The sequence below is a fragment of the Candidatus Nitrotoga sp. M5 genome (assembly GCF_927904885.1).
In the GTDB taxonomy this organism is placed as follows: domain Bacteria; phylum Pseudomonadota; class Gammaproteobacteria; order Burkholderiales; family Gallionellaceae; genus Nitrotoga.
The window spans coordinates 85,401-97,038 of record NZ_CAKMNW010000022.1 but is presented as its reverse complement, the minus strand read 5'-3'; the positions used below and the strand labels follow the sequence as shown (position 1 = coordinate 97,038).

Sequence of the window (11,638 nt, the reverse complement as noted above, 5' to 3'; positions counted from 1 at the left end):
CCTGTCCGCATATGCATAATAGTATAGGCAGACCAGTTTTGTATAATCTTGCGCATTTTAACCACCAACCAAGGAGCTACACTTATGGGGTCACCCCAACCTGCCCACACCCACCAAGCCAATTCCAACACCCATCCGCCTCGCTTAATGAATCAAATTCATGAGGTGTGCCGCCGCAGACATTTAAGCAAACGGACAGAGGAAGCCTACCGTTTCTGGATTCGCCAGTTCATCTTCCATTTCAATAAACGTCATCCGCGAGAACTTCGGGAAGGGGATGTAGCTCAGTTTTTAAATCACTTGGCTGTGCAACGGGAAGTATCCGCTTCAACACAAACACAAGCACTCAACGCACTCGCATTTCTTTATCGGGATGTACTGGAAACACCCCTCAATAAAATGCCCGGCTTCAATCGCATTCAACAGCACCGGCGCATTCCGGTGGTAATGTCCCCAGAGGAGGTTTCAGCAGTTTTGGCGCATATGTCTGGCTCGACTGCATTGATGGCGCGCTTACTTTATGGTGAAAGCCAGACACTATTGATCATCAGCGCACTCATACGTATGTCAGCTTTGAAGAATATTCTCGAAGGACTGCAATTGGCACAAAGTGACCACATAGCAAACACACCCTCAATCAGGGCCCATTTACCCGCGACAGACCGTTTTGACCCGTGTGCCCGCCGCGCTCACCATAAAACCTTGGATATTTTTGAGCTCTAATTCGGAATGTTGTCAGCAATGAATGCCTTAAGCTTTTCCAAATCTGCGTCCATCACCTCGACGCGTTGCGGTAATGTCTCGATGCATTGCAATCCGGCTGGTCGTTCTGGGTTGCGTCCGAGGGCTTCGATGATGGTGTCTTCAAATTTGGCGGGCAACGCAGTTTCCAGGCAGATTAGCGGCAAGCTGGGGCGGCGTTGTTCGAGGCCGGCTTTGATCCCATCGGCGGTATGGGTATCGATCATTACGTTGTAATCTTGCCACAGCTCGCGGATGGTCTTGAGGCGGTCGAGGTGCGAGCTTTTGCCTGAAGCGAATCCAAATTTAGGCAGTTCATGCCAATAGGGCGTGGCCTTGATGTCGAAGGCACCCCCTGCATCAATGCTGCTCCAGAATTCGCGCACTTTGGCTGCATCGCGTCCAACCAGATCAAATATAAAGCGTTCGAAGTTAGATGCCTTGGAGATATCCATCGACGGGCTGCTGGTGTGATAGGTGTGATCCGTCGTACGCGGGCGATAGATACCTGTTCTAAAGAACTCATCCAATACGTCGTTTTCATTAGTGGCAAGAATAAGCTGACCGATGGGCAAGCCCATCATGCGTGCAATGTGGCCAGCACAAATGTTGCCGAAATTTCCGGACGGCACTGAAAATGCTACTTTTTCATCATTGGACTGTGTCGCGGCAAAGTAACCTTTAAAGTAATAAACAATCTGAGCCATCACGCGCGCCCAGTTGATTGAATTGACCGTACCGATTTTATATTTGGCCTTGAAGACGTGATCATTGGATACGGCCTTGACCAGGTCCTGCGCCTCATCAAACACGCCACGGATGGCGATGTTATAAATGTTTGGCTCTTGCAGCGAATACATTTGCGCACGCTGGAAAGCGGACATTTTGCCGTGTGGCGATAACATGAACACGCGGATGCCACGCTTGCCACGCATGGCGTATTCTGCCGCCGAGCCTGTATCACCGGAAGTGGCGCCTAGTATATTAAGTTCTTCGTGCTGTTTATCTAGCACGTACTCAAACAGATTACCCAGCAATTGCATCGCCATGTCCTTGAATGCCAAGGTCGGGCCGTTGGATAGTTCTAAAATATGCACTCCCGGCTCCAGAGTACGCAGTGGGGTAATTTGCTGCGTGTCAGAATCAGCACGGGCATTGTGATAAATGGCAGATGTATAGGTCTTATTGACGATCACTTTAAGGTCTGCTGCGGGAATGTCCGTTGCAAATTTGGACAGTACCGCATAAGCCAGGTCAGCATAAGACAGCTTGCGCCAACTATCCAGGTCGGCTCGCGTTGTTTGCGGATATTCTTCCGGCAAGTATAAGCCGCCATCGGGTGCAAGCCCACCGATCAGGATTTCGGTGAAATTTTTAGCGGGTGAGTTGCCACGTGTGGAGATGTATTTCATTGCTTTGCTCGCTTCGCTTTTAATCCCTGTTCCATTTACAGGAGTGAAGGGGATAGAGTAAGTTTTTCTCAGTAGAGACGGAATACCTTATTTGCCCAACGTTTCCATACGGATGCGTGTTACTTTACCCACTACTACTGTCAATTTTTCAAGTTTGGCAATAGCTGCAATGGCGTGTTTTTCGAGCGTCAAATGGGTCAGCAGAATCAAGTCCGCCTCGTCTTCACCCTCGCTCGGTTCTATCTGAATCAGGGCATCAATCGAAATCTTTTCATTAGCCAGCGCTCGCGTAATATCGGCCAGCACGCCAGGTTCATCCTGCACTCGCAGGCGCATGTAGTGGCAGGTCATCACCTCATCTATTGGCAGAATGGGCAGATCGATCAATTGATCCGGCTGGAATGCCAAATGAGGCACACTCTGCTCCGGCTCGGCGGTGTGCAAACGCGTTACATCAACTAAATCAGCAATTACCGCACTGGCCGTTGGTTCCGCACCCGCGCCTTTGCCATAATATAGCGTCGGACCGACTGCATCGCCCTGTACGACTATTGCGTTCATCGCACCTTCTACATTGGCGATCAGTCGTTTGGCCGGAATCAAGGTAGGATGAACGCGTAACTCAACACCTGCCGCCGTGCGTTTGGTAATGCCAAGCAGCTTAATGCGGTAGCCAAGTTGTTCAGCATACTTGATGTCCTTTGCATTCAGCTGGGAAATACCCTCAATATATGCTTTGTCAAATTTCACCGGAATGCCAAACGCAATCGCAGAGAGTAAGGTGATCTTGTGCGCTGCATCCACCCCTTCGATGTCAAAGGTTGGATCGGCCTCGGCGTAACCCAAACGCTGCGCCTCTTTCAGCACGGTATCAAAACTCAGTCCCTTATCGCGCATCTCGGATAGGATAAAGTTTGTTGTCCCATTAATAATTCCGGCAATCCACTCAATTCGATTTGCGCTTAGACCCTCGCGTACTGCTTTGACAATCGGTACGCCGCCTGCAACTGCTGCTTCGAATGCAACTGTCACACCCATTTTTTGCGCCTCGGCAAATATTTCGTTGCCATGCATGGCCAGTAGCGCTTTGTTAGCCGTGACCACATGTTTGCCATTAGCAATAGCCTTAAGCACCAATTCTTTGGCCACACCACAACCGCCGATAAGCTCGATAACGATTTCTACTTCTGGATCACTGACTACAGCGAATGCATCGTCAACGACACGACAGACACCCTGTGTAATTTCATTGGCACGCACCACATCTTTTTCCGCCACCACAACAATGCGTATGGGGCGACCCGCACGGCGGGAAATTTCTTCAGCATTTCGTGACAACACAGTAAATGTGCCCGCACCTACGGTGCCTATGCCCAATAGCCCTACATTCATTGTTTTCATTATTTTTTAACTCCAAAGTTCAATTCGTTACACTTATCCCCTCTTCTCTTCTCTCCCCCCCCTTTAATAGAGGCTGGAAAGCATTAGCGGGGTACTCGAGCCGGGGTTGTAAATCACCCGAAAGACCATCATAAAATTTAATTTAAAATCAGATGCATACCTTTAAAAATATAAACGCGCAAGCTTGAACTTTCTTCAGTGCGCCGCTAAAAATTCAAATTTCTTAGCGAAAGCAAGGCACGAATAAAAAATTTAAACGCGGCATAGTGTTTATATGTCGGCGATAATTTTCCGAGCAATGCCTTGTTGCGCAAAACTTGGATTTTTAATGGTGCCCTTCATTACTTCTTCCCATACCGTTTGCGGTAATATTCCAGAAAACGCGCAATACGGCCAATCGCTTCGACTAAATCATCCGTATTAGGCAGGAATACGACTCGGAAGTGGTCGGCATCCGGCCAGTTAAAGCCTGACCCCTGTACCACTAACACTTTCTCGGTTTCCAGTAATTCAAGGATAAATTTCTGATCATCCTTGATCGGATACATCTTGGAATCCAGACGCGGAAACAGATATAGTGCGGCTTGCGGCTTGACGCATGTAACACCCGGAATAGCGGTAAGCAATTGGTATGCAAGATCCCGTTGCTTACACAGCCGCCCGGCTGGTGCAACCAGATCATTGATGCTCTGATACCCTCCCAGTGCAGTCTGGATAGCGAATTGCCCTGGCACGTTTGAACATAGCCGCATCGAAGCAAGAATATCCAAGCCATCAATATAATCCTGCGCGTGCTTCTTTTTGCCCGACACAATCATCCAGCCAGCACGATAACCGCACGCACGATAATTTTTGGATAAACCGTTAAAAGTGACGAACAGTACATCATCTGCCAGCGAAGCAATTGAGGTATGGCTTGCGCCGTCATACAGCACCTTGTCATAAATCTCGTCTGCGAAAATAATGAGCCTGTTTTTGCGCGCGACTTCTATAATTTCTTGCAACAACGAATCTGGATATATGGCACCAGTGGGATTATTCGGGTTGATCAGCACGATGGCACGTGTATTGGGTGTGATTTTTTTGCTGATGTCAGCCATATCCGGCAACCAGCCAGACTGCTCATCACATAAATAGTGGCACGGCGTGCCGCCCGCCAGTGTTACCGCCGCCGTCCACAGCGGATAATCCGGTGCTGGCACCAACACTTCATCGCCAGTATTTAGTAGTCCCTGCATGGACATCACTATCAATTCGGATGCGCCATTGCCAATAAAAATATCCTCTAGTCCTACCCCGGCGATATTCTTTTGCTGAGCGTAATGCATGATAGCTTTGCGTGCGGCAAACAACCCTTTTGAATCTGCATAGCCGGAAGAGTTGGGCAGGTTATGTATTACGTCCTGCTGAATTTCTTCAGGCACTTCGAAGCCAAATGTCGACAAATTGCCAATATTCAGTTTTATAATACGATGGCCGTCTTCTTCCATATGCTTGGCGCGCGCCATCACGGGGCCGCGAATGTCATAGCAGACGCTGGCCAGCTTGGTGGATTTCAATATAAGGGGCACGATTTCCATATCTGTGCTGTCAAAATGTTTCAATTGGCCCTTTCAATCTGTTGATTCAAAACTGTGACATCAATCCGCTGGGTGTTAGAATTTGACACGAACGAAAAACGTCATAAATATGCCTATTGCCCTTTGATATTACTGACGGCAAAGAGCGTGATTCTAACCGAGCACGCCTAGGTCAGCAAATGGAGAACTTGCGTGAAACTGCATCTCAACACCCGCACAAACCAAAATGTTTTTACTGCCCACGGTGCTGGCTATGTCATGGTCAGTGGCCAACGCTTTGAGCATCCCATAGTGGTCACGCCGGAACAGGTATTCAGCGATTGGCAGCCGCAAAGTTTCGACGCATTAAACGAATCACACTTCACTTATCTCTTAGTCATGAAGCCCGAAATTGTGCTGCTTGGAACTGGCGCCCAGCAGCAATTTCCGCATCCACGCCTATATCAGCAATTGACTGCTGCCGGCATCGGGGTGGAAAGTATGGATACCCCCGCCGCCTGCCGCACTTACAACATCCTTATGGCGGAAGACCGCAAAGTGTTTGCCGCTATCCTGCTATAACTTGTTATGGCTAGCTCACTACGCAACTTCATTCATCAAACCGAGCTAGCCCACTTGAAGCAAAATCATGTCAAACTGGCGCTCACATGTCTGCCAGCACGTGGCTATCTACCAAGGAATGGAGCAACAGCAATCCCTTTTTGGATGCGTTTACGGTCCCATTGCGTCTTTGTTCATCGCTTGTGTGACAAGCCACAACAATATGCCACATTTCACATTTAGATTCGCGGACTATCAAGGGGAAATCAAATGCCAAGGATATCAATTGCAAACGTAGTAATTACGAGCACCCTACTTGTATCTCTAAATGGAGCTGCTGCTCCTCAGGATGAGAAAGTAACAACGTTGTCCGACCAAAAGGAAATAGCTGTCACAGTTTACAACGACAATCTGGCTTTAATTAAAGATGCTCGCTTGGTTAAATTGGATCGTGATTTTAATAAGCTGGCCTGGCGCGAAGTCTCCGCTCAAATGCGTCCTGAGACGGCGCTATTGCGCAATATCACTAACCCTGACGGATTCCACTTGCAGGAGCAAAATTTCGATTTCGATCTATTGACGCCGCAGAAACTGCTGGAAAAGTATCTCAACAAAGAGGTGACAGTCATTCGGACCAACCCAGCCACTGGCACTGAACTTAGAGAAACAGCCACAGTGCTAGCAACCAATGGGGGTACCATCCTCAAATTTGCCGACCGTATAGAGACCGGCGTTCCGGGTCGCTTGGCGTTCTCTGGTGTTCCGGAAAATTTACGCGACAAACCTACTCTGGTTGTCTCACTTATCAACCCTGTTGCGGGTGAACAAAATCTTGAACTTTCCTATTTGACTGCCGGGCTATCATGGCGTGTCGATTATGTAGCTGAATTAAATGAACACGATGATCGTCTTGATCTCAATGGCTGGGCCACGCTGACCAATCAGAGTGGGGCAGCATATCCAAATGCCAAGCTTCAACTTGTTGCCGGTGATTTGAATCGAGTACGACAACGACATTCTATTTCGCGCAACATGATGTCCATGGCGCCAAAAATGGCAGACGCGGCGGAAATGAAAGAAGAATCACTGTTCGAATATCATCTCTATACGCTGCAGCGCCCTACGACATTAATGGAGAACCAAACCAAGCAGGTGGCATTAATGTCTGCATCCAACGTACCTATAAATAAAGAATATGTGTTGGCAGGCGAAAATTACTATTACTCTGGACAGTATGGAAATATCGACCCAAAGCTCAAAGTGGGCGTTTTTGTAGAATTCCAAAACAAAGGTGATGGCTTAGGAATTCCGCTGCCCAAGGGGGTGATCCGGGTTTACAAAAAAGATGCTCAGAGCAATGCCCAATTTGTAGGTGAAGATCAAATTAATCACACACCTAAAAATGAGCCAATTCGCTTGAAATTAGGGGATGCATTTGATGTAACAGCCGAAAAAAAGCAAACGGATTTTCAAAAACTGGCCGGAATGGGACGCTCCAGTCAAATTTTCGAAAGCGCCTACCAAATCACATTAAAGAATGCCAAGCACGAGGCAGTCACAGTGGTAGTTCAAGAACCCATGCCGGGTGACTGGACGATGATATCTGAATCTCAACCTCACACTAAGGCGACATCCGGCATGGCTGAATGGAAAGTGACGGTGCCTGCGGATGGTAAGACCGTATTGACTTACAAAGTGCGAATTAAATATTAATGCTGTGGGAGAGAATATTCTTTAGGTCACCTCTAAAAACCAATCTTCGTCAAAATATCGCGTTAATCGAAAAAATAATCATTAACGTATTAATATATCCTGCGTTCAATTTTTTACTCGTGCCTTGTCTTGCCTAGTAACCGGGTTAGCATGCAAGCTGCGAAGCGGCTGATCGAAAAATTAAATTTTAGAAGCACCCTTTAGGATTAAATGCAGCAATGGTCAGGGCGTATATCCGAAAATGAAGGAGTAGAAGATGTATGGTATGTCCAAATAAATCTGGGCGTATCGTCGCCTTAGACGGTTCACTACTTTTCCGTCCGCTTGATAAGCTCAATTAAAAAGCCCCCAGCTTTTGCTGGGGGCTTAATTAACTGCATTAAATCTTCACCAAGTAGGCTGATTTAAAAAGCTGCTGACGAAATTGCCAGCGGCGGAAATAACGATTTACATTTGGCTTTGTAGCCAATTCTGAATGCCAACTTTCTGCATCACTTCCAACTGAGTTTCCAGCCAATCAATGTGCTCTTCGGTGTCTTCCAGGATTTTATTAAAAAGTTCGCGAGAAACATAATCGTTAGCCTTTTCACAAGCGGTTACCGCAGCGACAAGAGTTTCACGTGAGCCCGACTCTAGCTTGAGATCGCAGGCTACGCATTCCTCGACTTTTTCGCCGATCATCAGTTTCCCAAGTTCCTGCAAATTAGGTAGACCTTCCAGGAACAAAATGCGGTCTATCAGCATATCAGCATGCTTCATTTCCTCAATGGACTCTTCATACTCATGCTTCCCCAGGCTGGCAAAACCCCAGTTCTTGTACATGCGAGCATGCAGAAAATATTGATTAATGGCAGTCAACTCGTGTTTCAGTTGACGATTCAAAAACTGAATAATATCTGTATTGCCTTTCATGTTGATCTCCTTAGGTTATGACCCCAACCGAATGGCTGGGTTGAGGCGGGGCTATTTTAACATGCTTCACATGTCTTAGGTCTGCCAAAACCTCGTTCATAACCTGCCTGGCATGGCAAGCACATTTACCGCACTGCGTACCTACACCCAGACATGCACTCAAATCCCGCATACGGCAAGAACCTTGGCACACAGCTTCACGGATGGCGGAATCAGTTATTCCCTTGCAAATACAAATATACATAGTTCTGGCCTCTATCTTATGCAGCTCAGCTTGTTTTTGTCCCGCAATAAAATTCTACTTGATGCTGAGCGACGGGTTCTGGTCAAACTTACCTACGGATGACTCTCTAACAATAATGAGAATGATACGCAATAAAATATAAAACGCAACTTTATTTTTAGAGGAATTTTTTTGTTAGATGGATAAGCTGACGATCATCTTGCATATACAAGCGAAAACAGAGAAGAGTAGTTAGCATTGCGCGCCTTACAGAATGCAATTACTGCATTCAAGTTATAATCCGAACACCTACACAACACGCAATTATCATGCAAATTACCCGAAGGCTAGAATTTGATGCAGGTCACCGCATTCCCAGTCACACCAGCCAGTGCCGACATTTGCACGGTCACCGCTACGCTATTGAGATTACCCTGTCCGGCGAGATCATCACCACCGATGGATTATCCGAACAAGGCATGGTAATGGATTACTCTGAAGTAAAACGCATAGCTAAAGCAGAACTCGTGGATGAGTGGGATCATGCCTTCCTGGTATATCGCAGTGACACAGCGGTTTTGGATTTTTTGAACTCACTGCCTAACCACAAAACTGTAATTCTTGAAGTACCGCCCACCGCAGAAAATCTCGCCATGCTCGCATTCAAACTGCTCGATAGCGCCTACCGTCATAGTTATGGTAATAACCTGCAGCTGGAGCGCGTGCGCATTTATGAAACACCAAATAATTGGGCAGACTGCCTGCGCAACTCAAGCTGACGTTAATGAGGGCGCCCCTGAAAATTCAATTTTTAGAGGCGCCCTGAGTTATTAAGTGCTTCAACTACACCCTCTTGATATTCTCAGCTCTTGATCCGGTATCCCGTTTTAAAAATCCATCTTATGACTATAAGACACAGGACAAGAAAGACCAACGTCATTCCAACGCTGACGGCCACGTTGACGTCAGCAACACCATAAAAACTCCATCGGAAGCCACTAATCAGGTAAACCACCGGGTTGAACAGTGCGATTTTTTGCCACAAGGGTGGCAGCATACTGATCGAATAAAAACTTCCACCCAAGAAAGCCAGCGGCGTGACGACCATCATGGGTACGACTTGTAACTTATCGAATCCGTCGGCCAAGGTACCGATTATAAAACCGAAAAGGCTGAAGGTAACTGCAGTTAGCACCAAGAAAACAAGCATCCACAGCGGATGCGAGATCTCGAATGAAACGAACAGTCGTGCCGTGGCCAGAATGAGCAAGCCCAGGATAATTGACTTAGTCGCTGCAGCCCCAACGTAGCCAATGATAACCTCACCATAAGAAATAGGGGCGGAGAGGATCTCGTAGATGGTACCCGAGAATTTTGGCATGTAAATACCGAAAGAGGCGTTGGAAATACTTTCTGTAAGCAAGGCTAGCATGATTAGACCGGGGACAATAAAGGCCCCGTAGCTGATGCCGTCGATCTCGGTCATGCGCGAGCCGATAGCTGAGCCAAACACCACGAAATAGAGCGAGGACGTAATGACTGGAGATGCGATGCTTTGCAGCAACGTCCTCCAGGTACGCGCCAGCTCAAACAAATAAATCGCACGAATAGCATAAAGATTCATGGTCGTGCGCTTACTAAATTAACAAAAATTTCTTCCAGTGAGCTTTGGCTGGACTGAAGATCTTTAAAATCAATTCCGTGCTTGGCAAGCTGTCGCAGAAGATCTGTGATTCCTGTTTGTTCACTCTGGGCGTCAAAGATGTAGATCAGCTCGTTGCCGTCGGCCGATAGTTCAAGAGGATAGCCAGCGAATTCTTCAGGGAGGTTTGCCAACGGAGATTGCAGATACAGCTTGAGCTGCTTTTTGCCCAGCTTATCCATCAATTTAATTTTGTCCTCCACCAGGATAATTTTGCCTTTGCTAATTATTCCAATGCGGTCAGCCATTTCTTCGGCTTCCTCAATATAATGTGTGGTCAGAATAATGGTCACGCCACTTTTTCGTAAACCCCGGACCATATCCCACATGTCACGGCGCAGCTCAACATCAACGCCAGCTGAAGGCTCATCAAGAAATAAAATCTGCGGTTCATGAGATAGTGCCTTGGCGATCATTACCCGGCGCTTCATGCCGCCCGATAATGTTCTGATATTTGCATCTTTTTTTTCCCACAAGGACAAATCGCGCAGGATTTTTTCAAGATAGCCCGGATTGGGCGGTTTACCAAATAAACCTCGACTGAATTTAACCGTGGCCATAACGCTTTCGAAGGCATCAGTTGAAAGTTCCTGCGGCACCAGGCCGATTATTGATCTGGCCGCACGATAATCAGAAACTATGTCATGACCATCGGCTAGCACCCTGCCCTGGCTCGGATTGACAATGCCACAAATGACGTTGATTAATGTCGTCTTGCCGGCCCCATTCGGGCCCAGCAGGGCAAAGATTTCTCCACGCTGGATCTCCAAATTAATACTGTCGAGCGCTCTGAAATTTGAGGTGTAGGTCTTTGTAAGATTTTCGACTGATATAACTGGATGCACGCAATTTCCTTATTAATAATAAATTTTCAATTAAAACGTAATTCTATTGAAGCGTTATATAGTTGGAGCATCCATAATATATATCAATGTATCCTATAATTCGACTATGCCGCAGCTATCTATTTGTTATTAATAATACTTATATGGTAATGAATGGTTTATCGTTTATCAATTAAAACTTCCAATATCCTGATTAATAGTTACTTTGTAGCCTGTTAGATGCGCCCTGAACAACTAATTGTTAACACAGCCATCGGCATTACGAAAACTCAATATAGCAAACGACTTTCCAAGCTAGTGCAGTTGATGTAGGAATGGACACCAAACCCATTGCGACTGCTTTTAACAAGCGACCGCACTGTGTTGTCCCTATTGAGTTGGTGAAATGAAGATCGTACGCACCCACACCAAAACGGTAATTCTCTGCTACAGGCATCGAGAAATTTCGAGCAGGATGCAGCGGAAAGGGAAATGATCATGTAATCGCATTTGCAAACGCTGATAATAATCAGCCTGTATTTATGACCGGAGGGATGTGACTGGCCTGAAATCGGCAAAAAATGAGGAAA

General features: G+C 46.8%; 11 protein-coding genes. 4 read left to right on the top strand and 7 right to left on the bottom strand.

The window, feature by feature from the left end; all coding sequences use genetic code 11:
- Positions 1–84 precede the first annotated feature (84 nt).
- Positions 85–723, top strand: coding sequence for a phage integrase N-terminal SAM-like domain-containing protein (locus tag MJ770_RS06470; protein ID WP_239250790.1), 639 nt, complete (start codon positions 85–87; stop codon positions 721–723).
- On the opposite strand, the gene thrC is transcribed toward MJ770_RS06470, so the two are convergent.
- The 3 genes from thrC to MJ770_RS06455 all read right to left on the bottom strand — a co-directional run bounded on the left by thrC (position 720) and on the right by MJ770_RS06455 (position 5,134).
- The gene (gene thrC, locus MJ770_RS06465; protein ID WP_239250789.1) at positions 720–2,153 is read right to left on the bottom strand and encodes a threonine synthase; all 1,434 of its coding nucleotides are present in this window, start codon (positions 2,151–2,153) and stop codon (positions 720–722) included. The two genes, MJ770_RS06470 and thrC, sit on opposite strands and share 4 nt — an antisense overlap.
- Before the next feature lie 87 nt (positions 2,154–2,240).
- Positions 2,241–3,554, bottom strand: a complete 1,314-nt coding sequence (locus tag MJ770_RS06460) for a homoserine dehydrogenase (protein ID WP_239250788.1) — start codon at positions 3,552–3,554, stop codon at positions 2,241–2,243.
- Between the two features lie 341 nt (positions 3,555–3,895).
- On the bottom strand, positions 3,896–5,134 hold the full coding sequence (locus MJ770_RS06455; protein WP_445083131.1) for a pyridoxal phosphate-dependent aminotransferase: 1,239 nt from the start codon (positions 5,132–5,134) through the stop codon (positions 3,896–3,898).
- A gap of 192 nt (positions 5,135–5,326) precedes the next feature.
- On the opposite strand from MJ770_RS06455, the gene MJ770_RS06450 reads away from it, so the two are divergent.
- The gene (locus tag MJ770_RS06450) at positions 5,327–5,695 is read left to right on the top strand and encodes an Mth938-like domain-containing protein (RefSeq protein WP_239250787.1); all 369 of its coding nucleotides are present in this window, start codon (positions 5,327–5,329) and stop codon (positions 5,693–5,695) included.
- A gap of 249 nt (positions 5,696–5,944) precedes the next feature.
- Complete coding sequence (locus MJ770_RS06445) at positions 5,945–7,387, top strand: DUF4139 domain-containing protein (protein WP_239250786.1); 1,443 nt, start codon at positions 5,945–5,947, stop codon at positions 7,385–7,387.
- 447 nt (positions 7,388–7,834) lie between these two features.
- Here the strand turns inward: MJ770_RS06445 and bfr are convergent, their stop codons facing one another.
- Together bfr and MJ770_RS06435 are read right to left on the bottom strand one after the other, a co-directional pair.
- Positions 7,835–8,299, bottom strand: coding sequence for a bacterioferritin (gene bfr / locus MJ770_RS06440; protein ID WP_239250785.1), 465 nt, complete (start codon positions 8,297–8,299; stop codon positions 7,835–7,837).
- 10 nt (positions 8,300–8,309) lie between these two features.
- Complete coding sequence (locus MJ770_RS06435) at positions 8,310–8,543, bottom strand: bacterioferritin-associated ferredoxin (RefSeq protein WP_239250784.1); 234 nt, start codon at positions 8,541–8,543, stop codon at positions 8,310–8,312.
- A 308-nt stretch (positions 8,544–8,851) separates the two neighbouring features.
- On the opposite strand from MJ770_RS06435, the gene queD reads away from it, so the two are divergent.
- Entirely contained in the window at positions 8,852–9,301 is a 450-nt protein-coding gene (gene queD, locus MJ770_RS06430; protein WP_239250783.1) for a 6-carboxytetrahydropterin synthase QueD, read from the top strand.
- Positions 9,302–9,384: 83 nt separating this feature from the next.
- Here queD and MJ770_RS06425 read toward each other — a convergent pair whose 3' ends face one another.
- The gene (locus tag MJ770_RS06425; RefSeq protein WP_239250782.1) at positions 9,385–10,146 is read right to left on the bottom strand and encodes an ABC transporter permease; all 762 of its coding nucleotides are present in this window, start codon (positions 10,144–10,146) and stop codon (positions 9,385–9,387) included.
- Entirely contained in the window at positions 10,143–11,069 is a 927-nt protein-coding gene (locus MJ770_RS06420) for an ABC transporter ATP-binding protein (RefSeq protein ID WP_239250781.1), read from the bottom strand. The genes MJ770_RS06425 and MJ770_RS06420 overlap by 4 nt, the downstream gene beginning before the upstream one ends.
- Between the last annotated feature and the right edge of the window lie 569 nt (positions 11,070–11,638).

Excerpts from the sequence above, each read along its gene's own strand:
- MJ770_RS06460 (WP_239250788.1), bottom strand. The coding sequence starts at position 3,554 with ATGAAAACAATGAATGTAGGGCTATTGGGCATAGGCACCGTAGGTGCG.
- thrC (WP_239250789.1), bottom strand. The coding sequence starts at position 2,153 with ATGAAATACATCTCCACACGTGGCAACTCACCCGCTAAAAATTTCACC.
- bfr (WP_239250785.1), bottom strand. The coding sequence starts at position 8,299 with ATGAAAGGCAATACAGATATTATTCAGTTTTTGAATCGTCAACTGAAA.
- MJ770_RS06435 (WP_239250784.1), bottom strand. The coding sequence starts at position 8,543 with ATGTATATTTGTATTTGCAAGGGAATAACTGATTCCGCCATCCGTGAA.
- MJ770_RS06445 (WP_239250786.1), top strand. The coding sequence starts at position 5,945 with ATGCCAAGGATATCAATTGCAAACGTAGTAATTACGAGCACCCTACTT.
- MJ770_RS06425 (WP_239250782.1), bottom strand. The coding sequence starts at position 10,146 with ATGAATCTTTATGCTATTCGTGCGATTTATTTGTTTGAGCTGGCGCGT.
- MJ770_RS06470 (WP_239250790.1), top strand. The coding sequence starts at position 85 with ATGGGGTCACCCCAACCTGCCCACACCCACCAAGCCAATTCCAACACC.
- queD (WP_239250783.1), top strand. The coding sequence starts at position 8,852 with ATGCAAATTACCCGAAGGCTAGAATTTGATGCAGGTCACCGCATTCCC.
- MJ770_RS06455 (WP_445083131.1), bottom strand. The coding sequence starts at position 5,134 with ATGGAAATCGTGCCCCTTATATTGAAATCCACCAAGCTGGCCAGCGTC.